Origin of the sequence: Massilia sp. CFBP9026 (assembly GCF_034045165.1) — a bacterium.
Lineage (GTDB): Bacteria > Pseudomonadota > Gammaproteobacteria > Burkholderiales > Burkholderiaceae_D > Telluria > Telluria arenae.
Genome location: NZ_JAXCWH010000007.1, coordinates 108,981 through 130,868, shown reverse-complemented (window position 1 = coordinate 130,868; position 21,888 = coordinate 108,981). Strand labels below are relative to the sequence as shown.

The following is a 21,888-nucleotide window of genomic DNA, read 5'->3' as shown; positions in this document are numbered from 1 at the left end:
GATGTCTTGCCTGTTTGAAAGGCCGCTAGCGTAGCATAAATACCGCATATCTATATTCGGTTTTCGATCGCGCGATTGCGGCGCCTTACCTACCGCAGGCAATAGCCGCTCAGGACATCGCCAGTTCCACGCAGTTGCGGCCAGCCCGCTTGGCGCGCGCCAGCGCGGCATTGGCCCGCACCGCCAGCGAATCGCCGCTCTCGCTCTCGCCCAGCTGGGCCACGCCCAGGCTGATGGTCACGTGGTCGCAGCCAGGGATCTCGACCTGCTCGATCGCAGCGCGCAGCTTCTCGGCCATCCGAAGGCCGTCGATCGCGCTGGTATGCGGGGCGATCACCAGGAATTCCTCGCCACCCGAGCGCACCAGCACGTCGCTGGCGCGCAGCAGCGCGCGCGCGGTATTGGCCACGGTGCGCAGCACGATGTCGCCCACCGGATGCCCGAAGCTGTCGTTGACCTGGCTGAAGCGGTCGATGTCGAAGCTCACCAGCGCCAGCGGCAGGCGGTAGCGGCGGGAGCGCTTGATCTCCTGCTCGAGCAGGTGCTCGCCGTGGCGGCGGTTAGCGACTTCGGTCAGGGCGTCGGTCGTGGCCAGGTGGGTCACGCGCGCCAGCAGGATCTCGTTCTCGCGCGTCACCTCGGCCATGCGCAGGCCATGCGACGCCAGCTGGGCCAGGTCGTCCAGCGCCTGCAGCTGCGCGCGCGAGAAGGCACGCGCGTGGTCGAACATCAGGCATAGCGAACCGCGCGGGCCGCCCGGGCCCTGGCCCGGGATCGGCAGGCCGACCACCATGCGCACGCCAAAGCGCTCCAGGCTGGCCGCCAGCTCGGGCTCGCCCGCCTTGTCCGGCGCATCGAGCAGGGTGAATTCGCCGCTGGCGGCGGCCAGCAGGCCGGGGAAGGCATGGCGCAACGGCGACTGCAGCAGGCGGCCTTCATCCTTGAGCAGCGCCATCAGGTGCAGGCCGGCCACGCCCTGCTCGGCTTCCAGGTGCAGGTCGCCGTCGCGGTGCTGGAACAGCGCCGCATGCACCAGCCCTGGCCAGCCCGACAAGGCCGCGCACAGGCGCTCGGCGAAGCGCTCGCTGTCGTCGGCGTGGCCCAGCGCTTCCTGGCTGGCGCCGCGCAGCGCCAGCAGCGCGTGCAGCTCTTCCTCGGCGGAGGTCGACGCGAGCGCCGGCGCCGGCGCGAAGCCGGTGCGCAGGCGCGCGTCCAGCAGCGCGCGGGTCTGCTGCGCGCGCAGCGGGCCGATGGCGTAGTCGACCGGGCCGAAGGCCATCAACGCCGGCAACCAGCGCGCATTGGTGAAGGGGCATAGCACCAGGATCGGCTTGCCGGCCCGTTCGGCCACCAGGGCGCCCAGGGCCGCCAGGTCGATACCCAGTTCGCAGCGTTCGAGGTCCAGCACCACGAGGTCGGCAGGCTCGCGCGCCAGCAGGCTGCGTGCCTGCTCGGCGCCGGAGGCCACCCGCAACTGCGCGAACACGCCGGCGCAGGCGGACTGGAAATCGGCGCGGCGCTGGCCCACCGGATTGACGAACAGGCAGCTGCGTTCATCGTCCACCGTGTCTGCGCGCGCGCCTTCTTCTTGCATTCCCATCCTCCAAAACGTTTCCAGGTATTACCGACTCGGCATGTTTCCATCGCGAGTGTGCCATAAGCGCAGCGCTGTGTGTGGAACCGCACCGTCGCGCGTTGCGCTGCGCCCAATACTCTCCAGATCGAATGCATATTCATGGGAGAAGCGCGATGGGACAGCAGGACGACGTGGCAAACAAGCAGAAGGCCATACAGAACCGCCAGGACCAGATCGACGGCAGCATGCAGAAGGCCAAGAGTGACGACAAGGGCGCCGTGCAGACCGGCGTCCCGCAGCCGGAGACGCCGATGCCCGGCCAGCACCTGGCCAAGCCCGGCATCGAGGCGCAGATGGAACTCAAGCCGAAATTCATGGCGGAGGGTTACAAGGGCAGCGGCAAGCTGGAAGGCATGAGCGCCATCGTGACCGGCGGCGACTCCGGCATCGGCCGCGCGGTCGCCGTGCTGTTCGCGCGCGAGGGCGCCGACGTGGCCGTGATGTACCTGAACGAACACGAGGACGCCGAGGAAACCAGGCGCTGCATCGAGGCCGAGGGCCGCCGCTGCATCACCATCCCGGGCGACGTCAAGGACGCGGCGTTCTGCAACGAGGCCGTGGAAAAAGTGGTCGCCGAATTCGGCCGCCTGGACGTGCTGGTGAATAACGCCGCCTTCCAGGAACATGCGAACTCGCTGCTCGACATCACCGACGAGCGCCTGGACGAGACCTTCCGCACCAATATCTACGGTTACTTCCACATGGCGCGCGCGGCGCTGCCGCATCTGAAGCGCGGCGCGGCGATCATCAACACCGGCTCGGTGACCGGTCTGCAGGGCTCGAAAAAGCTGCTCGACTATTCGGCCACCAAGGGCGCGATCCACGCCTTCACGATGTCGCTCGCCTCGAGCCTGATTGACCAGGGCATCCGCGTCAACGCGGTGGCCCCGGGCCCGGTCTGGACCCCGCTGAACCCGGCCGACCAGACGCCCGAGCAGCTGAAGGAATTCGGCGCCGCCACCGACTACAAGCGCCCGGCCCAGCCAGAAGAACTGTCGCCGGCCTATGTGTTCCTGGCCTCGCCCGTGTGTTCGGGCTACATCACCGGCATCGTGCTGCCGATTACCGGTTCGGTCGGCTGACAGGCGAAAAAAAAGGAGAACGTCCATGCGCAGCATGTGGAAGGGAGCGATCAGTTTCGGGCTGGTCCATATTCCGGTCGATATGTACACCGCGGTCGAGAGCAAGGGGCTGGACCTGACCATGCTCGACCGGCGCGACTTTTCGCCGGTGGGCTTCAAGCGCTACAACAAGGGCAACGGCAAGGAGGTGGCGTGGGACGACATCGTCAAGGGCTATGAATATGAAGACGGCGAGTACGTCGTGCTGTCCGACGAAGACCTGCGCCGCGCCAACCCCGAGGCGACGCAGACCATCGACATCCAGGCCTTCGTGGATGCCGAGGACGTGCCGCTGATCTACTACGACCAGCCCTACTACCTCGCCCCGGGCAAGGGCGGCGCCAAGGTGTACGCCTTGCTGCGCGAGACCCTGCGCGAGGCCGGCAAGATCGGCATCGCGCGCGTCGTCATCCGCGTCAAGCAGCACCTGGCGGCGCTCGTGTGCGTGGGCGACACCATCGTGCTCAACACCCTGCGCTACCCGGACGAGATGCGCGACGCGGGCGAACTCAAGATCCCGTCGCCCGACTCGAAGACGGCCGCCGTCACCGTCAAGGAACTCAAGATGGCGATGGCGCTGGTCGAGGGCATGAGCGAGGACTGGGAGCCGAAGCAGTATCACGACACCTACCGCGAGGACGTGCTTGCCCTGGTCAAGAAGAAGATCAAGGCCAAGCAGACCAAGACCATCACCCAGCCCGAGCCCGAGAAGGAAAAACGCACGAGCGGGAAGGTCATCGACCTGGTCGCCCTGCTCCAGGCCAGCCTGGGCAAGAAGCCGGCCAAGGCCGCGCTGGCGGCGCTGGAAGATGACGACGACGATGACGACGATCCACCACCGCGCAAGTCGAGGAAGCCGGCCGACGATGAGGACGACGACGACGACGCCCCCGCGCCGCGCGCGCGCAAGACGTCCGGCGCGGGCAGCCGTTCGGGCGCCACCGCCGCCAAGTCGACCCGCACCGCAGCGAGCAAGAGCGCTGCCAAGCCGGCCGCAAAGAAAGCCGTGGCCAAGAAGGCAGCAGCAAAGGCCCCGGCCAAGGCGCCGGCACGCAAGAAGGCGGCGTGAGGATGGGGGAACTGATCGACCTCCTCCAATGGCCAGCCATGGTGGTCAGCCTCTACGCCGCCTTCCTGATCGGCTCCAAGCGCGCCGAACGCAGGGTGTTCGGATTCTGGATGTTCATCCTCAGTAACCTGATGTGGATCGTCTGGGGCTGGCACGACGAAGCCTGGGCCCTGATCACCCTGCAGTTTGCGCTGATGGCGATGAATATCCGGGGTATCTTCAAGAACGACAACTGAGTGCAAGAAGGCGGCCGCACCGCTTTCTTGCATCTCTTCCTTTCGAGGTATTGTAAAAACCTATCATAATAATTAAAGCAATTATCTTTCCCTAAATCGAATTGCTCTTTAGAATCTAACTCATTGAAATTCATCGCAATGAGGAGATCACGAATGAGCCAACCCCGCCTGACCACCGCCTCCGGCATCCCGCTCGCCGACAACCAGAATTCGCTGAGCGCCGGCCCGCGCGGCCCGCTGTTGCTCCAGGATTTCCACCTGATCGAAAAGCTGCAACATTTCAACCGCGAGCGCATTCCCGAGCGCGTCGTCCACGCCAAGGGCTCGGGCGCCTATGGAACCTTCACCGTCACCCATGACATCAGCAAGCTGACCAAGGCCAACCTGTTCACCCACGTCGGCAAGCAAACCCCGGTCTTCCTGCGCTTCTCGACCGTCGGCGGCGAAAAAGGCAGCGCCGATACCGAACGCGATCCGCGCGGCTTCGCCCTGCGCTTCTATACCGAGGAAGGCAACTGGGACCTGGTCGGCAACAACACGCCGGTATTCTTCATCAAGGACCCGATCAACTTCCCGGACTTCATCCACACCCAGAAGCGCGACCCGCAGACCAACCTCAAGTCGGCCAATATGATGTTCGACTTCTGGAGCAATGCGCCGGAGAGCCTGCACCAGGTGACGATCCTGTTCTCGGACCGCGGCACCCCGGACGGCTACCGCCACATGGACGGTTTCGGCAGCCACACCTATAGCCTGATCGACGAACAGGGCCAGCGCGTCTACGTGAAATGGCACTTCAAGACCCGCCAGGGCATCAAGAACCTGAGCGCGGCGGATGCTACCCGCATCGCCGGCAGCGACCCGGATCACGCCCAGCGCGACCTGTTCAATGCGATCGCCGGCAATGACTTCCCGCAGTGGGACGTGCAGGTGCAGGTCGCGACCATCCAGGAACTGGAAGCCTGGAGCGCGCGCACCGGCTGGAATCCGTTCGACCTGACCAAGGTCTGGCCGCATGGCGACTTCCCCGTGCAGCCGGTCGGCGTGCTGGAACTGAACCGCAACCCGCAGAACTATCACGCCGAAGTCGAGCAGGCCGCCTTCTCGCCGGCCAATGTCGTGCCGGGACTGGGCTACTCGCCGGACAAGATGCTGCAGGGCCGCCTGTTCGGCTACCACGACGCCCAGCTGTACCGCGTCGGCACCAACCACCAGCACCTGCCGGTGAACGCCCCGCGCTGCCCGGTCCACAACCACCAGCGCGATGGATCGATGGCGATCGCCAACGGCGGTTCGGCGCGCAACTACCACACGCTCAATAGCGTGGGCGCCGGCGCCACCGGCATGGGCCATGGCGAGCGCGAACTGGCCCTGGAAGGCGATGCCGGCCGCTTCGATTTCCGCGGCCAGGAAGACGATTACACGCAGGCCGGCAACCTGTTCCGCCTGATGGACGCCCAGGCGCGCCAGAACCTGTGCGACAACCTGGCCGGCCCGCTGAGCCAGGTGGATGAAGACATCCTGCAGCGCCAGCTGGGCCACTTCGACCAGGCCGATCCAGCCTACGGACGCGGCGTGCGCGCCTCGCTCAAGGCGCTGGGCCGCAACGTCGACTGACCCGGCAGCGCCCCTGCCTCTTGCCGCCACCCGGGACATCCGTTCCGCGTGGCGGCTTTCTGTGTCGCGCGACATGTGCATTCCCGTACAGGGCATGCTCGGCCATACTCCGGAACCGCGCCGTCGATGCGGCCAACTCAACCGGATCCCCGCATGCTCGCACCAACTGCCCCACGACAACCCCTGCTGCTTGCAGCGAGCCTGGTACTGGCCGGCGCCGTCGCCCTGACGATTCACGTGGCGATGCTGGCCTGGGGCATCCCCTTTCCAATGTCATCGCCGCCGGCCTGGGCGCGCTGGCTCAACCTGTCGCTCGCGATCGGCGCGGCGTTCGTCGTCCTGCGGCTGGCCGGACCGGCGTTCGCGCAGCGAGGCTTCGTGGCGCGCACACTCATCGTCTTCGCCTTGCTGTTGACCATCCGCGAAACGGCGCGTGCCGGCATCATGGGCGGCGTGGTGACGAGCGGATGGACCTATTCGGCGATCGGGCTGATCGAGCCCGTGGCACGGATCCTGATCCAGGCCGTGCTGTGCGTTGCCGCCGTGCGCTGGGTGCGCGGCGGCGTGTCGCTGGTCGTCGCTGCTTTGGCGACGGGGGCAGTATGCATGGGAGGCCAGGTGCTGGCCGGCATGGCGCTGGCGCCGCTCATGGAGCACTTCGCCTGGCTCGCCCGTCCCGCGCTATACGTCTTCCCCTACCCCTTCCACGTCACGCTGGCTGCGTATCTCACCATGCTCGAACCGGTGATCGGCGCGACGTTGTTGCTCGCCCTGGTATGGGAGCGCCTGCCCGGAACGAAGCTCGCCCGTCTGCTGACGGCCGCGCTGCTGGTCGCGCTGCTCAAGGGGATCGTTGGCATCACTTTCGTGTTCAGCTTTTTCATGCAGCAGCCGCCGCTGGAAGGAATGCTCAGCTACAGCCAGTTCCTCTTCGAATTCCTCGCCCTCGGCTTCCTGGCCGCACTCGCCTGGGACGCCTTCGGGCCAGGGGTCAAGGCACAAAGCCGAGCGCCTTCATCGCCTTCGTGAGCGTCTTCGCCGCACTGGCGTAGCCTTCCCACGGCGCATTGCCCTCGTCCAGCCGCGTGTGCACATTGGCCACCGTCCACTGCGTGCTCGACTTCAGACCCGCCAGTTCTTCCCAGCGCAGCGGTACCGAAATCCCGAGTCCGGGCCGCACCCGCGCCGACCAGGCGGCGACGGTGGTTGCGCCCTGCCCGTTGCGCAGGTAGTCGATGAAGATCTTGCCGACCCGGTTCTTCGGGCCGCTCTTGAAGGCGAAGCGGTCGGGCAAGGTGTCGGCCATATGCCGCACGATCGCCTGCGAGAACGCCTTGACCGTATCCCAGTCGTAGCTACCCTTGATCGGCACCACCACGTGCAGGCCCTTGCCGCCGCTGGTCTTGAGAAAAGCCGGCAAGCCCAGCTCGTCGAGGAAGGCATGCATCAGCTGTGCCGCTTCCTGCATCGCCGGCCACTCGACGCCCTCGCCCGGGTCGAGGTCGAACACCATGCGGTTCGGCTTCTGGTACGTGCCCTTGAGCGCGTTTTGCGTATGGATCTCGACCACGTTCCACTGCGCCGACGACAGGATGCCTTCTACTTTCGCCACTTCGAGCATCGGCGGATGGTCGGGATCGAGCGCCTGATCCAGCTGGCGCAGGCCCGGCATCTTGCGCACGTCGGCATGCTTCTGGAAGAACAGCTCCCCGCCCACGCCCTCGGGTGCGCGCACCAGCGACACCGGCCGGCCCTTCAGGTGCTCCATCATCAGTTCGCCGACCAGCGCGTAATAGCGAATCAGGTCGAGCTTGGTCGCGCCGCTCTCCTTGTCGATCACGCGGTCGCCGTTCGTGATCTTCATCGATGCCGGCAGCTTGCCGGGCGCCGCAACGGGTTCTTCATCGTCCTTTGGCGTCGCTTCGGTCATGTGCTGTGCCTTCTCACGTGTGATGCCCTTGGCCGGCTTGTCTTCGCGCAGGCCCTGAAATACCGGATGGCGCACGGCGCCGGCGCTTGTCCATTCCGAGAAGCTGACCTCGGCCACCAGTACCGGCTTCACCCAGTGGTGCTTGCGGCCGGGGACGGCGCGCGCCGGGAACGGACTTTCGTCGGTGCGCAACTTCTCCAGGCGCTTGGCGATCGAGGCCAGCGAGGAATAGTTGAAGCCCGAGCCGACGTTGCCCGCGTAACGCAGCACGCCCTCCTCATCATACGTCCCGAGCAGCAGCGCACCGATGCCGGTGCGTGAACCCTTGGGATCGGTAAAGCCGCCGATCACGAACTCCTGGCGTAGCCCGCACTTGAGCTTGATCCAGTCGGGCGAGCGCCGCGACACGTAACGCGCATCGCGGCGCTTGCCGATCACGCCTTCCAGGCCGATCTTGCAGGCGGCGACCACCAGCTCGTCCGGCTTGTCGCCGAATTCGGCGGAGAAGCGGACCTTGTCCGACTTCTTCTTCGCCAGCAGTTTTTCGAGTAGGCCGCGCCGCTCGACCAGCGGCAACTCGCGCAGATCGTGGCCGTCGAAGTACGGCACGTCGAACAGGAAGAACTCGATTTGCTCGGCATGCTTGCCGTCGAAGGCCAGCTGCAGCTTGCCGAAATCGGGCTTGCCGCTCTCGTCATGGACCACGATCTCGCCGTCATACCAGCCGTCGGGGAGCTTCATGCGTTCCAGCTCGGCCTTGAGCGGCAACAGCTTGTCGGTCCAGTCGTTGGCATTGCGCGTGATCAGGCGTACTGCGCCGTCCTCGATGCGCGCCAGCATGCGGTAGCCGTCGAATTTGACCTCGAATACCCAGTTCTCGGGATCGGGCGGCGGTGCGTCCACCAGCGTGGCCAGTTCGGGCGAGAATTTCTCGGGCAAGGCGACCAGATCGGCTACCGGCGCCGCCGTGGGCTTGGCGGCCGCTTTTTTCTTCGCAGCCGTCTTCTTTTTCGGCGCCGACGCATCTTTTTCTTCCTCTTCCTCGCGCAGCGCGTCGACCTTGCGCTGCGCCCGCTCCGGCATCGGCAGACTCTTGACGCTGTCCGGCATCTCGTCGACCAGCGAGAACTCCTCGGACGAGCGCGCATACTCGTCCTTCTCCTTGATCAGGAGCCATGGTTCCTGCTTCTCGTTGCCGCGGCCCTTCATGCGCACCAGGGTCCAGCGGCCACGCATCTTGTGGCCATGCATCTCGAACTTGATGCTGCCCTTGGCGAAACCCTTGTGCGGATCTTCCAGCGGTTCCCAGGTGCCCTTGTCCCAGATGATGACTTTCCCGGCGCCATATTGCTTGGCCGGAATCGTTCCTTCGAAATCGGAGTACGAGATCGGGTGGTCCTCGACGTGCACCGCCATGCGCTTGTCGTGGGTGTCATAGCTGGGGCCTTTCGGCACCGCCCAGCTCTTCATGGTGCCATCCAGTTCGAGGCGGAAATCGTAATGCAGGCGGCTGGCCCAATGCTTCTGGATGACGAAGGTCAATTCATCGACGCCGGGCGTGCCGCCCTCGGCGGGCTCGGACGTGATCGTGAAATTGCGCTTGGCTTTATAGACTTTGAGTGCGTCTGGCATCGCGGTGCTCCTGGGACCAATTGATTACAGCCTATTCCCGGCCCGCGCCACGGACTGTACGGCAGCGAACGCTGACCGTGGTCGAAAGAACAAATGTAAGCGGATGTAATTTTCGTCAACTGGACCGTAACGGGGCCCGTTATCTGCTCAGTAACACGGGGAAAACAACTCCACGGAGCCCCACACGAGAGCAACCGAGTTTCAAACCACTTTAAAGGAATGACACCATGAGCAAAATCGCCGCTACCCTGATCGCTGGTCTGTTCGCTACTTCCGTGTTCGCCCAGACGCCTGCCGCCACCACCCCTACCCATGCCGAAGCGCAGGCCCACAAAGATGCAGCCAAGGCCGACGCCAAGCATGCGAAAGAAGTCGCCAAGGCCGACGAGAAGGTAGAGAAAGCCAACGCCGAAGCAAAGGCCGACGTGGCCAAGGCGGAAGCGAAAGCATCCGAGAAGAAAGCTGAAGCCAAGGCCGACCAGGTCGAAGCGAAGGCCGACGGCGTCGCCCGCTCGCAGTAATCCCCACGGCTCAAGGCCCTCACCAGAAGCCGGCTCGAGCCCCACCATATCGCGACGTCCCCAACGCCGCTCCCATGCAAAAGACAGGCCTTCCTGTCTTTTGCCTTGTCTGCTCTACAATAAGCTTTTGCCCGCTGTGTAAAGGACATCATGGACCGTATCGTCTTCCTCGATCGAGACAGCCTGCAAGCCAATGTGCGCGTGCCGGGCTTTGCGCATACCTGGCAGGATCACGCGGGCACCAGCCCGGATGAGGTCGTGGAACGCCTGGCCGGCGCCACCGTCGCCATCACCAACAAGGTGCCGCTGCGCGCGGATGCGATCGCGCGACTGCCCGACCTCAAACTGGTTGCGGTCGCGGCCACCGGCCTTGATAACGTCGACCTGGCCGCCTGCCGCGAACGGGGCATCGTGGTCTCGAATATCCGCGACTACTCGCTGGTCTCGGTGCCGGAACACTGCTTCACCCTGATGCTGGCGCTGCGCCGCAACCTGCGCGCCTATGCCCTCGACGTCGAGGCCGGCAAATGGGAAACGTCGAGCCGCTTCTGCCTGCTCGACCACCCGATCGGCGACCTGGCCGGCAGCCGCCTGGGCATTGTCGGCTACGGCGCGCTCGGCAAGCGGGTCGCCGGCATCGCGCGCGCCTTCGGCATGCGGGTGGCCGCCACTTCGCGCTCGCCGATCCAGGACCCGGACGTCACCGAACTGGCGCTGGACGAACTGCTGTCCACCTCGGACATCGTCAGCCTGCACCTGCCGCTCACCGAACAGACCCGCGACCTGATCGGCCGGCGCGAGCTGGGCCTGATGAAACCGGGCGCGCTCCTGATCAACACCGCGCGCGGCGGCCTGGTCGACGAGGCGGCGCTGGCCGAGGTGCTGATGGAAGGCCGCATCGGCGCCGGTTTCGACGTCCTCTCCAAGGAACCGCCATCGTCCGGCAATCCCCTGCTCGGCCTGCGCCTGCCGAACTTCGTCCTGACCCCGCATGTGGCCTGGGCCAGCTTTGGTGCCATGCAGACGCTGGCCGACATGCTGGTCGATAATATCGAGGCCTGGCGGGCGGGTGCTCCACGCAACGTGGTGTAAAACGCGGCTGCCCGCGCAAGCGATGCTCGTCGAGCTGGCCGAGCTTACCTGGCCGCCGGGTGACCGGCAGAAGTGCGCACCGCCACACCGGCTACCTTGATGCGGGCATCGTAGGGCAAGCGGGCCGCCTGGTAGACGGTGCGGGCCGGACGGCGCCCTGCGTCGAACAGCTCTGCAAACAGCGTGTTCACCTGCGGCACGTCAGCCAGGTCGATAAAAGCGATATCGACGAACACCATGTCCTTCAGCGTGAAACCAGATGCCTGCAGGACGTGGCCGATGTTCTGGAATGCGCGCCGTGCCTCCTCCAGGCTAGTTCCAGGAACATAATTTCCATCAAGGTCGATGGCCAGTTGCCCGCTCAGGTAGCAGGTGTCGCCTGCAACGACCGCATGACTGATCGGCGAAGACCAGGCCGGCAGGTTTGCCCCTTCAGTGATGCATTGCTTCATTTTCGCTCCGGTCCGCTAGGCTAATGGGAATGACGTTCATGTGATTCCCGATTGAAGACATGCCGCGAGTGTAGGCGCCCACTGAATGGGCCACAATGACATCCATCCCAAAAAAACTGCCATGAGATGGAGTACGCCAGCGGGCTACTCAATCGTCTGGAACCGGTCGCGGAACTCGGATGGCGAGGTATTCAGATTACGCTGAAATGCAATACGCATCGTCTCGACCGACTGAAACCCGCAACGGTCCGCGATCTGCTTGACGGACAAGGTACTTTCCGTCAGCAGGCGGCGGGAAGCTTCGAGCCGCAGCATCTGCACGTAGCGGCCTGGCGCGACCTTCAGCGCCACGCTGAAACGCCGGGCAAAATGTCGGGGGCTCATTGCAACTCGCCCGGCCAGCACGTCGACCGACAAATCGTCGGTCAAGTGCTCAGCCATCCAACTGACGAGTTCCGCAAATGGCGCCTTCCCGGCGCCGGTCCCGGCGGCATCGTGCATCAACAAGGTGCTGAACTGGGATTGGCCACCCGGCCGTTTCATGAAGACGACCAGTTCCCGAGCGACCGACAGAGCGATCGCACGGCCAAGATCCTTCTCGACGAGCGACAGGCAGAAGTCGATACCGGCAGTAACCCCAGCCGATGTATGACATTTTCCTGCACTGAGGAACAGCGCATCGCGGTCGATGTCGATGTGCGGGAATTGATCGGAGAATTCGTCGAAGTGTCCCCAGTGCGTCGTTGCGCGATGACCGTCGAGCGCGCCCGTGGCGGCCAGCGGAAACGCGCCGGTACAGATCGAGCCGACCCGGTGCGCGCGATCGCAGAGCGTTGCAAGCGCCTTGACGAGGCCTGCATCGCGCGATGCCACGCGAGCGCCACGCCCACCGCATACCAGTACAGTATCCGGCCTCAACGTTGTATCGAGCAGGCTGAATTCGGCCTGCAAGGATACGCCGGATGTGGTCATCAACGCACCGGCGCTGGGAGCCGCGAGGTCGATCTGGTAGGGTGCGCCGCAACCTGCCGCCTCGCTCAACTCGTTAGCGATCGTGAATACGTCGAGCGGCCCGCTGATGTCGAGCATTTGTGCAGGTGGAAAGCCGACAAGAAGGATACGGTGACGAGGCTTGGCTTGGGGTGTGTTGTTCATGCCGGCCCAGCCTCGGCCGCCGGCGCGTCCGGCGCATGCAGCGGCAGGTCGAGCACGAACAGCGTGCCGGCGCCGGGCGTGCTTTCGACCCGGATCGTCCCGCCAAGGAGACTCGTGACGATGTTGTAGACGATGTTCAGGCCCAGCCCGGTGCCGCCCTGCCCCATGCGGGTGGTGAAGAAGGGATCGAAGATGCGGCCGAGATGGGCCGTCTCGATGCCGCGGCCATCGTCGCGGAAGGTGATGGTCACCCGGCCGTCGTGCAGCACGGCGCCGATCGTCATGCTGCCGCCCGGCCCCTCGAAGGCGTGCAGCATGGCGTTGTTGACGAAGTTGATCAGGACCTGGCCCAGCGGGCCGGGGAATCCATCCATGACGATCCCGGCCGGCACGTCGAGCAGCAGGCGGTGTTCGGCAAGGCGCACCGTATTCATCAGCGTCGCCACGATTTCGTGGCACGCCTGGGCCAGGTCGAAGCGGCGGCGCTGGGCGCTGGCCTGGTCGACCGAGACCTGGCGGAAGCTGCTCACCAGTTCGGCCGCATTGTGCAGGCTGCGCACGATCAGCTCCGACGCCTCTTTCGAGGCCGCCATATAGTCTTCCAGGTCGGAGCGCTTGAGCGTGGCGTGCGCGAAGCGCGCCGCCACTGCGCTGGTGCGCTCCTGCAGCGTGCTGGCCATCAAGAGGCTGTTGCCGATCGGGGTGTTGAGCTCGTGCGCCACGCCCGCCACCAGCGAACCGAGCGAAGCCAGTTTCTCTTGCGCGGCCAGCTGGGCCTGGGTTTCCTTCAGGCGCAGATAGGCTTCGGCATTGTCCATCGCCACGCCGACGTAGGCGGCCAGGGTGCCCAGCATGTCGAGGTGGACCTGGCCGTAGGCGCCGGGCTGGCGGCTCTGGACCGTCACCGCGCCCAGCACCCGATCGCCCACCGTCACCGGCACGCACAGCAGCGAGCGCGGCGCCAGCGCCGCCGTGCCCGACACCGCCACCGCGTCGACCGCATCGACGGGGTGCGCCAGCACGGCCGGCAGTTCCGCCTCGACGTCGATCAGCAGGAATTCGCGGCCCTCGGCCACGCAGCACGACAGCAGGTGGCGCGCCGGATCGAAGCGCAGTTCGCGCGGCGCCATGCGCCGTCCCACCATCATCGCGTACGGCAGCTCGAGCATTCCCCGCTCCGCGCGCCATAGCGCGACCGCGAACACCGGCGCGTCCATCAGCGCCACCACGTGCTGATAGAGCGTGTTCATGATGGCCTCGTTGTCGAGGTTCGCGGTCAGCACGCGGCCCATGTCGGACAGCAGCGCGATATTGCGGTGCGCGCGCTCGACCGATTCCTTCTGGCGCTCGACTTCGCGCTTGTCGCGTTCGGCCGCCTCCTTCTGCAACAGCAGTTCGGCGGTGCGGGCATGGACCTCGCGCGCCAGCAGCCCTTTCTGCTCGACCAGCGCGCGCACCCGCAGCCGGTAGGCCAGGTACGATAGCGCCAGCACCGCGGCCGCCGCCAGCGTGCGGAACCACCAGGTCTTCCAGTATGGCGGCGTGATCGTGATCGCCAGCGTGGCGGCGTCCGGACTCCACAAGCCATCCTTGTTGCTGGCCCGGACCCGGAATACGTAGCGCCCCGGATCGAGGTTGGTATAGGTTGCGAAGCGCCGGCTGGCATTGGTGTCGACCCAGCCCTGGTCGAAGCCCGCCAACTGGTAAGCGTAGCGGTTGCCCTGCGGGTCGGCGTAGTGCAGGGCCGCGAATTCGAGGGTGAACACGGTGTCTCGGTGCGACAGCGTGATCTCGCGCCGGATCGGCAGGTCGGGGATGGACCGGGTTTTGTTCAGTACCAGCAGGTCGGTGATCGCGACCGCCGGCGGAAACGGGTTATCTCTCACTTCGGCGGGCTGGAACGAGGTCATCCCGTTGATGCCGCCGAAATGCATCTGCCCGTTGGCGCCGCGCCAGGCCGAGCCGACGAAATAGGAACCATCGATCAGGCCGTCCTTGGCCGAGTAGCTCTTGGTCTGGCCATTGACCGGATCGACCCGCGTGATCCCGGCCGTGGAGCTGACCCACAGGATGCCGTCGTCATCCTCGAGGATGGCGCCGACCGAGGGCGCCTCGCCGGCATCGGGGAAGGGATAGAAGCGGAACCAGGTGCGCTCGCCGTCGCGCATCATGCGGTGCAGCCCGCCGGCGGTGCCGACCCACAGCTCGCCCGAGCGCGACTCGTGCAGGTAGTTGACGCGGCTGTGGCGCAAGGTGTCCGGATCGGACGGGTCGTTGCGAAAGCGGGTGAAGGTATTGGTGGCGCGATCGAACCGTTCCAGGCCCGACTCGGTGCCGATCCACAGGATGCCGTGCCGGTCTTCCAGCAGCGCGCGGCCATAGTTGTCGCCCAGGCTGGTGGGGTCGAGCGGATCGTTGCGCCAGCTGCGCGTGGTCTCGGCCCCGGGCGCCAGCGCCGACAGGCCGTCGCGCGTCGTCACCCATAAAGTGCCGTCACGGCCGGCGCGGATCGCCTGCACATGGCTGGCGTTCGGTCCGGGGGCCAGCGCCACCCGGCCCATGCGTCCGTCCGGGGCGCGCCACAGCAGGCCGGTCGGGGTGCCGATCCACAACCGGCCGCGGGCGCTGGCGAGCGCGGTCACCCTGTCGCCCAGCAGCGCGCCACGCACGCGGCTGGCCTGGCGGGTGGCGGGGTCGAGCAGCATCAGGCCATCGCTGACGGTGCCGACCCACAGGCGGCCGGAGGAGTCGCCGGCGATGGCGCGCACCCGCGCGCGGCCGATGCCCTCGGTATCGCCATAGCGCGCGAAGCCGCCGCTGGCCAGGTCGGTGCGGTTGATGCCGCCAAAATACGTGCCGACCCACAGCGTGCCGGTGCGGTCGACCAGCACCGCCGGCACCTGGTTGTCCGACAGGCTGTGCGGGTCCTGGGCCGCGTTGCGGTAGCTGATGAAGCGGCCGCTGGAGGGGTCGAGCCATTTGAGGCCGTCGGTCTCGGTGCCGACCCATAGCTGGGCCCCGCTGTCGTGGTAAAGCGTCCGGATGTGCACGTCGCCCAGGCCCTCGGCCGCGCCCATGCGCCGGCGCTGCGGCGCTGCCTCGTCCAGCCGCCAGGCTTCGAGCCCGGATGCGCTGCCGATCCACAGCGTGTCGCGCGGCCCCATTGACAGCGCCAGCACCGTGTTGCCCTTGACGTCGGACGGGGGCGCGAGCGCGAAGTGGGTGAATCGGCCGCCGCCCGGCTCCATCCGGTCCAGGCCGGTCGCCGTGCCCACCCACAGGGCGCCCGCATTGTCGAAGGCGAGCGCATTGACGCGATCGTCGCGCAGGCTGGCGCGGTTCTCCTGGTCGTGCACATAGCTTCGATGCCGGCCGGTGGCCGGGTCGAAGCGCACCACGCCGTCGGTGGTCGCCAGCCACAGCGCGCCATCCGGCCCCGGCACGATCGCCACCACCGAACGCAGCACGCTGCGCCCTTCATCGGTCAGCGCATGGCGCTGGAAGCGGCCGGTGGCAGGGTCGTGGCGCGCGAGTCCGCCCTTGGTGCCGAACCACAGATTACCCTGGGGATCCTCGTAGGAGGCGGACACATAGTTGTCGGGGATGCTGCCCGGATCGTTGGTGTCGTTGCGGTACACGGTCATCCGGTAGCCGTCGAAACGGTGCAGCCCGGCCTGGGTGCCGAACCAGATGAAGCCCTGGCGGTCCTGCAAGATATTGATCACCGAATGCTGGGACAGGCCGTCGTCGACCGACAGCCGCTCGAAGCGCAGGCTGCGCTGGGCGGCGCCCGCGTCCTTGGACAGCGTCGCAGCGAGCATGCCTAGAACGCCCAGCAAGAACAGGAGCACGCAGCGACACGACGTGGCGCGGACAGTGGAGAAATCCGGCATGGCAATCCAATTAATGATCCTGGCATCCAATCTACCAGAGGAGTTTGCTTAGGTGAAATATTTTGAGTCTTCCAGAAATGATAGCCCGCTGCTATAATGCGTGCTTCGGGCGGCTGTAGCTCAGCTGGATAGAGTACTTGGCTACGAACCAAGGGGTCGTGGGTTCGATTCCTGCCAGCCGCACCAGAAAATACGAAGGGCCAGATCGCAAGATCTGGCCCTTTTTCTTTATCCGCCGGGGATTTGTCGGGACCGGTTTCCTGGCCTGCTACGCTCTTCGGCAATGAACCTTTGCCAAGACGCCCGCCTCCCGCTATAATGCCTGCATTGGGCGGCTGTAGCTCAGCTGGATAGAGTACTTGGCTACGAACCAAGGGGTCGTGGGTTCGATTCCTGCCAGCCGCACCAACCTTCTTCAGATAAGGGCACTTCGCAAGAAGTGCCCTTATTGCTTTGCGCCCGCACTTTTGCTTCAGCCATCCTCATGAACGACGCCGCCGTCCATCATCCCCAGCCCAACGAGCACGGCAAGCCCGTGCTCATTACCCGGCCGTCGCTGCCGAGCGCACCCGACACCTGGCTCGACCCCGCACGGATCGCGACCGTCATCCCGCTCGGCGCCCTGCCCCCGATGCTGAACGGCGTGCCGTTCGCGCCGTGGATCGACGCGCCCGCCACCAGTGCTGCATGGAGCGAAGTCGCGGGCCAGGCCGATATCGCCGAGCCGGCCTTCGACCTGCCGCCGTCGAAATCCCCGGCGGCAGGCGTGGTGATCGTGGAAGCCGATGGCCGCGTGTGGGCGGTGTCGCCGTCGAACCGCTTCGGCGGCTACGATGCGACCTTCCCGAAAGGCCGGGTCGATCCTGGCGTCAACCTGCAAGCCACGGCCATCCGTGAAGCGTTCGAGGAATCCGGCCTGCGGGTCGAGATCCTGGCGCACCTGGTCGACAGCACACGCACGCTGACCTATACCCGCTACTATCTGGCGCGCCGGGTCGGCGGCAATCCGGCGCTGATGGGATGGGAGAGCCAGGCCGTTCACCTGGTTCCGCAAGCGAATTTGCCTGCGATGTTGTGCAATCCTAACGACCGGACGGTCATCGACGCACTGATGCAATCACTGGCGAAATAATTTCCCCGATAATCCTTTGCCAAGACGAGCAAGCATCGCTATAATGCGTGCCTCGGGCGGCTGTAGCTCAGCTGGATAGAGTACTTGGCTACGAACCAAGGGGTCGTGGGTTCGATTCCTGCCAGCCGCACCAACTGTTTCAAAGAGAATGGCTCAGAAGAAATTCTGAGCCATTTTTCTTTTCGGCTATCCGGGCTCGTGCGAGAAACCGAGCTCGAGCCGACCACCAACCGGTAGCGCCTCCCATCTCGCGCTCAGGTCGGCGATCGTGGCGCGCACCGCGGCGATGTCTGCCTCATCGATCTTCAGCATGGGGCACGATCGCGCGTCGCAGGTGACGCGATACATCTCGATCAGATCCGCTGCGGGCGACTGGCCGCCGGACCACTGGTCGCCCTGGACGACCTCGACAAGCCGCTCGACCGCATCGCTCAATGGTTCGCCCTGCATCTGAAAATCGGCGGCCTCGCCTTCGCTCACCCGCGTCAGGAAGCCGCGCACATCCAGCGTGTGCTCGACGGCGTAATGCACCATATCGTGCGGGATGATGCCCTGCTTCGGACAATCGATCACCTCGGGCGCATGCCCGGGACGGATGGTCTGCATCTGGTCGAATTTTCCGGCGCCTTTTATGAAGACGATATTCATTTGAAGTTCCTGCGAATGTCGGGGCCTGAGGTATGGATCTGGCGTCTCGCTACAAGCGCCAAAAAGTCCAGTGTAGAGCGGACAGAACTGCCGAGCAAGCAAGACCGCCTGCCACGCACTTTGCCAACTCGTCACATGCCGCTATAATGCGTGCCTCGGGCGGCTGTAGCTCAGCTGGATAGAGTACTTGGCTACGAACCAAGGGGTCGTGGGTTCGATTCCTGCCAGCCGCACCAACTGTTTCAAAGAGAATGGCTCAGAAGAAATTCTGAGCCATTTTTCTTTTCCACTCGCAGCAATGCGTCAGAGCCATTGGCGCTCATCCCTTTCGCGCTGTTCAGCCCCATTCCCACCCCGGCAACGGCCTCTGCGCCGGAGAGCACCAGTAGTTTTCGTAGGACTTCGCTTACATATGTCGAGCAAACGGCGGGCGTTTTCTGCTCTACAACACCAGATAGCGGCGCTCTCCTATGAAGACGCATTCGATAGCTATCGCGCGAGCAAATAGTTACTCATGAGAACAAATTTCTTGTTCCATAAGCACACTATCGCCGGGGGATGTATTTATTTGCCCTTTTGTTAGCATGAAGTTCCGGTCTCTCAACCCAGCCTGCAGGTCGCGGCTGATTCTTAGCGAGGAAAGACATGAAACGATCTCTCATTGCTGCAATGGTGCTGGCTGGCGCGTCGTCGTTCGGTTCTTCCGCCGTAATGGCGCAGGACGTCATCGGTGATTCGCCGCAAGCACTGGACCTGGTCGATCTGACCGCCTACTTCGGCGACTCTTTCGCCGCCGATAACCAGGGCAACACCTTCGCCGACCAGTTCACCTTCACGATCGCGAGCACGATCGGCCACAACCTGGATGCCGTGGTCGCGTCGAGCAGCCGCAGCGGCGACGTCGGCCTGGACATCACCGGCCTGGCCCTGTACGGCGCCGACGACGTACTCATCACCGCGGGCGAGGAAGTGCAAGCCGGCGCCATCGACCTGTGGTCGCTCGCCAGCGACAATCTGGGAGCCGGCGACTATTACCTGCAGGTGAGCGGCGAGCTGCTGTCGGCCGACGGCGCCAGCTTTGGCGGCGCAGTGGCGCTGGCGCCAGTGCCCGAGCCCGGCACGTACGGAATGATGCTGGGCGGCCTGGGCGTGCTGGGTTTCCTGGCGCACCGCCGCCGCGCGAAGCAGGACTGACACCCCGCCAGCCTGCCGCACGCAAAAAAAAAGGAAGCGCATTCAGCGCTTCCGTTTTTTATGTGCCCCACCCTGTTATGTGCGCAGCTTCTTGACGACGCTGCGCGTGCCCAGGATTTCCTCGATCTGCTCGAAGCGCACCGGCTTGACCATGTGGTGGTCGAAACCGGCCTCGAAGGCCAGCTGGCGGTCTTTTTCCTGGCCCCAGCCGGTCACGGCGATCAGCACCGTCAGCGCGCCGCTCGGCAGTTTGCGGATGCCGCGCGCCAGGTCGTAGCCCGACATATGCGGCAGACCGATGTCGAGGAAGGCATAGTCGGGGCAGAAGCGCGCCGCCGCGGCCAGCGCATCCGGGCCGTTATGGGTGATCACCACGCTGTGGCCCATCGCGGTGAGCAAGGCGCCGATGCTGTTGACGAAGTCGACGTTGTCGTCGGCCAGCAGGATGCGGTAGCTCTCGGTGCTGATGAAGGCGGCCGGCGTCGGCTTGGTCGGCGGCTCGGGTTCGACCACGATCGGCAGGCGCACCAGGAAGCGGCTGCCCAGGCCCGGGCCTTCGCTGTGGGCGGTGATGGTGCCGCCGTGCAGCTCGACCAGCTTGCGCGCCAGCGACAGGCCCACGCCGAGGCCCGCATTGCTGCGTTCCAGGGTCGAATCGACCTGCACGAACATCTCGAACACCGAATCGAGCATGTCCGGCGCCAGGCCGATGCCGGTGTCGGCCACTTCGAGCACCAGGGTCTTGTCCTCCACCCCGCCCCTGAGCATCACCTTGCCGCCGCGGTTGGTGTACTTGGCGGCGTTGTTCAGCAGGTTCGACAGGATTTGCGCCAGGCGCGTGGCGTCGCCATGCAGGAATACCGGACGGTCCGGCAGCTCCAGCACCAGCTCGTGCCCGTGCAGCTCAATATATGAGCGCACCACTTCCAGCGCGTCGTTGACGACGGCCTTCAGTTCGACCCGTCCCATCTTGATGGTGAACTTCCCGGTATTGATGCGCGAGACGTCCAGCAAATCGTCCACCAGGCGCACCATCTGGCGCAGCTGGCGTTCCATGATGTCGGTCGCGCGCTGGGTGGCCTGGGCGTCGCCGCTGCGGATGCGCAGGATGTCCAGGCCGGTGCGGATCGGCGCCAGCGGGTTGCGCAGCTCGTGCGCCAGGGTGGCCAGGAATTCGTCCTTGCGGCGGTCGGCCACGATCAGGGCGCCTTCGGCGCGCTGGCGCACTTCCATCTCGTGTTCGAGCGTGCGGTTGGCCGCCTGCAGCGCGTCCGAACGGCGGCCGATCTCGGCCAGCATGTCGTTGAAGGCTTCGACCAGCACGCCGATCTCGCCCTTCTCCTTGCCCGGCACCCGGAGTGAAAAATCGCGCCGCAGCATCACCTGGCGCGCGACGTCGGTGACGGCCTCCAGCGGCCGCGTGATCGAGGCCTGCAGGCGCGACGCCACCAGGGCCGCGATCACCAGGGCGCCCAGCAGCACGCCGCCGAGGATGGCGCCATAGCTCAGGGCCCGGTCCAGCACGCCGTAGCGCGAACGCAGGTAGACGGTGCCGATCCGCTCGCCGTTCTCGACGATGTCGCGGTACAGCACGACTTCGCCGCGCTCGATGCGATAGCCGGCCGGCTCGGGGCGCTCGGGCAACTGGGCGCGCACGTCGGGCCGCACATAGGTGGCGAAGCGGGTGCCGTTGGCGGTGTAGACCGCGGCCGCCACGATCTGCGGACGCACGCGCAGCAGGGTCAGGCTCTGGGTGACGTCGGCCGTATCGTTGAACGAGACCGCGGGCGCGGTCACGCTGGCGACGATGTCGGCCTGGGTGGTGAGATCGTCGATCCAGTAGCGCTGGAAGGTACGCAGGTCGAGCAGCAGCATCGCCACGCCCGCGGTGAGCAGGGCCACCACGGTGGTGGCCACCGCCATCAAGATCAATTTGCTCCGGACGGAACCGGTATCGTGCATTGGCATCATGAGGCTCCTTTCTGCACGCGGTTCGCGACCGTCAGCAGGCGCGAACTGAGCTTCACATTCTTCTTTTCCGCCGCATCGAGCGAAACGTCGAAACGGACGCGCTCATCGACGATCGTAAAATTGATCACGCTGCCGTGCTGCAGGCAGCCTTCGCATTCGCTCACGGTCAGCCAGGCCGGCGAGCCGCGCAGCAGGCGCGCCGTGCGCGCCTCGTCCTGGCCGGCCACGAACAGCAGGTGCACCGGCTGGGCCAGGTCTTGCTCGCGCAGCGCGCGCACGACGATCGTGCGCCCCGCCACCATGCGCCCGGTGGCGATCCGCGTCAGCTCGGCCGCCATGTCGTCGGCGCCGAACACGCCCAGGGTGAAGGGCGTGGCGGCGTCGGCGAAGGCCTGCGGCGGAAAATCGGCGTAACCGAGGAATTTATACAGGAAAGCCGCCTTCACGCGCCGCTCGAGCGCCGGCGCCGCAGACTGGGCGGCCACCGGCAGCAGGGGCGCGCCGACGCCGGCCAGCAGCAGGGGCAGCGCCAAGGCCCGGCATGCCAGGCGGCGCTGCGGGCGTTCAGGTTGAGTGATAGTCATGGAAT

Annotated in this window: 17 protein-coding genes and 4 tRNA genes; 13 read left to right on the top strand and 8 right to left on the bottom strand. The window is 65.4% G+C overall.

Annotated features, from left to right (window positions below; translation table 11 throughout):
* Nucleotides 1–109: 109 nt before the first annotated feature.
* Nucleotides 110–1,594: a diguanylate cyclase gene (locus tag SOM28_RS18020; protein WP_320468945.1), complete on the bottom strand. Its 1,485-nt coding sequence runs from the start codon at nucleotides 1,592–1,594 to the stop codon at nucleotides 110–112.
* Between the two features lie 155 nt (nucleotides 1,595–1,749).
* On the opposite strand from SOM28_RS18020, the gene SOM28_RS18015 reads away from it, so the two are divergent.
* From SOM28_RS18015 to SOM28_RS17995, 5 genes are all read left to right on the top strand, one after another.
* A complete protein-coding gene (locus SOM28_RS18015; protein WP_320468944.1) occupies nucleotides 1,750–2,718 on the top strand; it encodes an SDR family oxidoreductase in 969 nt (322 codons plus the stop codon).
* Nucleotides 2,719–2,743: 25 nt separating this feature from the next.
* Nucleotides 2,744–3,826 carry a non-homologous end joining protein Ku gene (ku, locus tag SOM28_RS18010; protein ID WP_320468943.1) on the top strand — a complete coding sequence of 361 codons (1,083 nt, stop codon included), beginning with the start codon at nucleotides 2,744–2,746 and terminating at the stop codon, nucleotides 3,824–3,826.
* A 2-nt stretch (nucleotides 3,827–3,828) separates the two neighbouring features.
* Nucleotides 3,829–4,062, top strand: a complete 234-nt coding sequence (locus tag SOM28_RS18005) for a hypothetical protein (protein ID WP_147934627.1) — start codon at nucleotides 3,829–3,831, stop codon at nucleotides 4,060–4,062.
* Between the two features lie 153 nt (nucleotides 4,063–4,215).
* On the top strand, nucleotides 4,216–5,679 hold the full coding sequence (locus SOM28_RS18000) for a catalase (RefSeq protein ID WP_320468942.1): 1,464 nt from the start codon (nucleotides 4,216–4,218) through the stop codon (nucleotides 5,677–5,679).
* Nucleotides 5,680–5,832: 153 nt separating this feature from the next.
* The gene (locus tag SOM28_RS17995; RefSeq protein ID WP_320468941.1) at nucleotides 5,833–6,708 is read left to right on the top strand and encodes a hypothetical protein; all 876 of its coding nucleotides are present in this window, start codon (nucleotides 5,833–5,835) and stop codon (nucleotides 6,706–6,708) included.
* Here SOM28_RS17995 and ligD read toward each other — a convergent pair.
* Nucleotides 6,671–9,241, bottom strand: a complete 2,571-nt coding sequence (gene ligD, locus SOM28_RS17990; RefSeq protein ID WP_320468940.1) for a DNA ligase D — start codon at nucleotides 9,239–9,241, stop codon at nucleotides 6,671–6,673. The genes SOM28_RS17995 and ligD overlap by 38 nt on opposite strands.
* 227 nt (nucleotides 9,242–9,468) lie before the next feature.
* Between ligD and SOM28_RS17985 the strand changes: the two genes are divergently transcribed.
* Nucleotides 9,469–9,762: a hypothetical protein gene (locus SOM28_RS17985; RefSeq protein WP_147934630.1), complete on the top strand. Its 294-nt coding sequence runs from the start codon at nucleotides 9,469–9,471 to the stop codon at nucleotides 9,760–9,762.
* 150 nt (nucleotides 9,763–9,912) lie between these two features.
* Nucleotides 9,913–10,854, top strand: coding sequence for a D-2-hydroxyacid dehydrogenase (locus tag SOM28_RS17980; protein WP_320468939.1), 942 nt, complete (start codon nucleotides 9,913–9,915; stop codon nucleotides 10,852–10,854).
* Nucleotides 10,855–10,898: 44 nt separating this feature from the next.
* Here SOM28_RS17980 and SOM28_RS17975 read toward each other — a convergent pair whose 3' ends face one another.
* The 3 genes from SOM28_RS17975 to SOM28_RS17965 all read right to left on the bottom strand — a co-directional run bounded on the left by SOM28_RS17975 (nucleotide 10,899) and on the right by SOM28_RS17965 (nucleotide 16,282).
* A complete protein-coding gene (locus SOM28_RS17975) occupies nucleotides 10,899–11,306 on the bottom strand; it encodes a RidA family protein (protein WP_123068125.1) in 408 nt (135 codons plus the stop codon).
* 144 nt (nucleotides 11,307–11,450) lie between these two features.
* On the bottom strand, nucleotides 11,451–12,461 hold the full coding sequence (locus SOM28_RS17970) for a GlxA family transcriptional regulator (protein ID WP_320468938.1): 1,011 nt from the start codon (nucleotides 12,459–12,461) through the stop codon (nucleotides 11,451–11,453).
* Nucleotides 12,458–16,282, bottom strand: coding sequence for a two-component regulator propeller domain-containing protein (locus SOM28_RS17965; RefSeq protein ID WP_320468937.1), 3,825 nt, complete (start codon nucleotides 16,280–16,282; stop codon nucleotides 12,458–12,460). Before SOM28_RS17965 ends, SOM28_RS17970 begins: the two co-directional genes overlap by 4 nt.
* A gap of 181 nt (nucleotides 16,283–16,463) precedes the next feature.
* Between SOM28_RS17965 and SOM28_RS17960 the strand changes: the two genes are divergently transcribed.
* The 4 genes from SOM28_RS17960 (at nucleotide 16,464) to SOM28_RS17945 (ending at nucleotide 17,619) form a co-directional block, all read left to right on the top strand.
* Nucleotides 16,464–16,540, top strand: a tRNA-Arg gene (locus SOM28_RS17960).
* A gap of 145 nt (nucleotides 16,541–16,685) precedes the next feature.
* Nucleotides 16,686–16,762 (top strand) — tRNA-Arg (locus tag SOM28_RS17955).
* 76 nt (nucleotides 16,763–16,838) lie between these two features.
* Entirely contained in the window at nucleotides 16,839–17,486 is a 648-nt protein-coding gene (locus SOM28_RS17950) for an NUDIX hydrolase (protein ID WP_320468936.1), read from the top strand.
* Nucleotides 17,487–17,542: 56 nt separating this feature from the next.
* A tRNA-Arg gene (locus SOM28_RS17945) sits at nucleotides 17,543–17,619 on the top strand.
* A 53-nt stretch (nucleotides 17,620–17,672) separates the two neighbouring features.
* Here SOM28_RS17945 and SOM28_RS17940 read toward each other — a convergent pair.
* The gene (locus SOM28_RS17940; RefSeq protein ID WP_123072075.1) at nucleotides 17,673–18,134 is read right to left on the bottom strand and encodes a hypothetical protein; all 462 of its coding nucleotides are present in this window, start codon (nucleotides 18,132–18,134) and stop codon (nucleotides 17,673–17,675) included.
* Between the two features lie 159 nt (nucleotides 18,135–18,293).
* Here SOM28_RS17940 and SOM28_RS17935 point away from each other — a divergent pair.
* Nucleotides 18,294–18,370, top strand: a tRNA-Arg gene (locus SOM28_RS17935).
* A 409-nt stretch (nucleotides 18,371–18,779) separates the two neighbouring features.
* The gene (locus SOM28_RS17930; protein WP_123071780.1) at nucleotides 18,780–19,328 is read left to right on the top strand and encodes an FxDxF family PEP-CTERM protein; all 549 of its coding nucleotides are present in this window, start codon (nucleotides 18,780–18,782) and stop codon (nucleotides 19,326–19,328) included.
* Between the two features lie 75 nt (nucleotides 19,329–19,403).
* On the opposite strand, the gene SOM28_RS17925 is transcribed toward SOM28_RS17930, so the two are convergent.
* Nucleotides 19,404–21,299, bottom strand: coding sequence for a sensor histidine kinase, YfiR-like protein-associated (locus SOM28_RS17925; RefSeq protein WP_123071779.1), 1,896 nt, complete (start codon nucleotides 21,297–21,299; stop codon nucleotides 19,404–19,406).
* Entirely contained in the window at nucleotides 21,296–21,883 is a 588-nt protein-coding gene (locus SOM28_RS17920) for a TOL_0243 family YfiR-like periplasmic protein (protein WP_320468935.1), read from the bottom strand. The genes SOM28_RS17925 and SOM28_RS17920 overlap by 4 nt, the downstream gene beginning before the upstream one ends.
* Between the last annotated feature and the right edge of the window lie 5 nt (nucleotides 21,884–21,888).

Excerpts from the sequence above, each read along its gene's own strand:
- SOM28_RS18020 (WP_320468945.1), bottom strand. The coding sequence starts at position 1,594 with ATGCAAGAAGAAGGCGCGCGCGCAGACACGGTGGACGATGAACGCAGC.
- SOM28_RS18015 (WP_320468944.1), top strand. The coding sequence starts at position 1,750 with ATGGGACAGCAGGACGACGTGGCAAACAAGCAGAAGGCCATACAGAAC.
- ku (WP_320468943.1), top strand. The coding sequence starts at position 2,744 with ATGCGCAGCATGTGGAAGGGAGCGATCAGTTTCGGGCTGGTCCATATT.
- SOM28_RS18005 (WP_147934627.1), top strand. The coding sequence starts at position 3,829 with ATGGGGGAACTGATCGACCTCCTCCAATGGCCAGCCATGGTGGTCAGC.
- SOM28_RS18000 (WP_320468942.1), top strand. The coding sequence starts at position 4,216 with ATGAGCCAACCCCGCCTGACCACCGCCTCCGGCATCCCGCTCGCCGAC.
- SOM28_RS17995 (WP_320468941.1), top strand. The coding sequence starts at position 5,833 with ATGCTCGCACCAACTGCCCCACGACAACCCCTGCTGCTTGCAGCGAGC.
- ligD (WP_320468940.1), bottom strand. The coding sequence starts at position 9,241 with ATGCCAGACGCACTCAAAGTCTATAAAGCCAAGCGCAATTTCACGATC.
- SOM28_RS17985 (WP_147934630.1), top strand. The coding sequence starts at position 9,469 with ATGAGCAAAATCGCCGCTACCCTGATCGCTGGTCTGTTCGCTACTTCC.
- SOM28_RS17980 (WP_320468939.1), top strand. The coding sequence starts at position 9,913 with ATGGACCGTATCGTCTTCCTCGATCGAGACAGCCTGCAAGCCAATGTG.
- SOM28_RS17975 (WP_123068125.1), bottom strand. The coding sequence starts at position 11,306 with ATGAAGCAATGCATCACTGAAGGGGCAAACCTGCCGGCCTGGTCTTCG.
- SOM28_RS17970 (WP_320468938.1), bottom strand. The coding sequence starts at position 12,461 with ATGAACAACACACCCCAAGCCAAGCCTCGTCACCGTATCCTTCTTGTC.
- SOM28_RS17965 (WP_320468937.1), bottom strand. The coding sequence starts at position 16,282 with ATGCTCGCTGCGACGCTGTCCAAGGACGCGGGCGCCGCCCAGCGCAGC.
- SOM28_RS17950 (WP_320468936.1), top strand. The coding sequence starts at position 16,839 with ATGAACGACGCCGCCGTCCATCATCCCCAGCCCAACGAGCACGGCAAG.
- SOM28_RS17940 (WP_123072075.1), bottom strand. The coding sequence starts at position 18,134 with ATGAATATCGTCTTCATAAAAGGCGCCGGAAAATTCGACCAGATGCAG.
- SOM28_RS17930 (WP_123071780.1), top strand. The coding sequence starts at position 18,780 with ATGAAACGATCTCTCATTGCTGCAATGGTGCTGGCTGGCGCGTCGTCG.
- SOM28_RS17925 (WP_123071779.1), bottom strand. The coding sequence starts at position 21,299 with ATGATGCCAATGCACGATACCGGTTCCGTCCGGAGCAAATTGATCTTG.
- SOM28_RS17920 (WP_320468935.1), bottom strand. The coding sequence starts at position 21,883 with ATGACTATCACTCAACCTGAACGCCCGCAGCGCCGCCTGGCATGCCGG.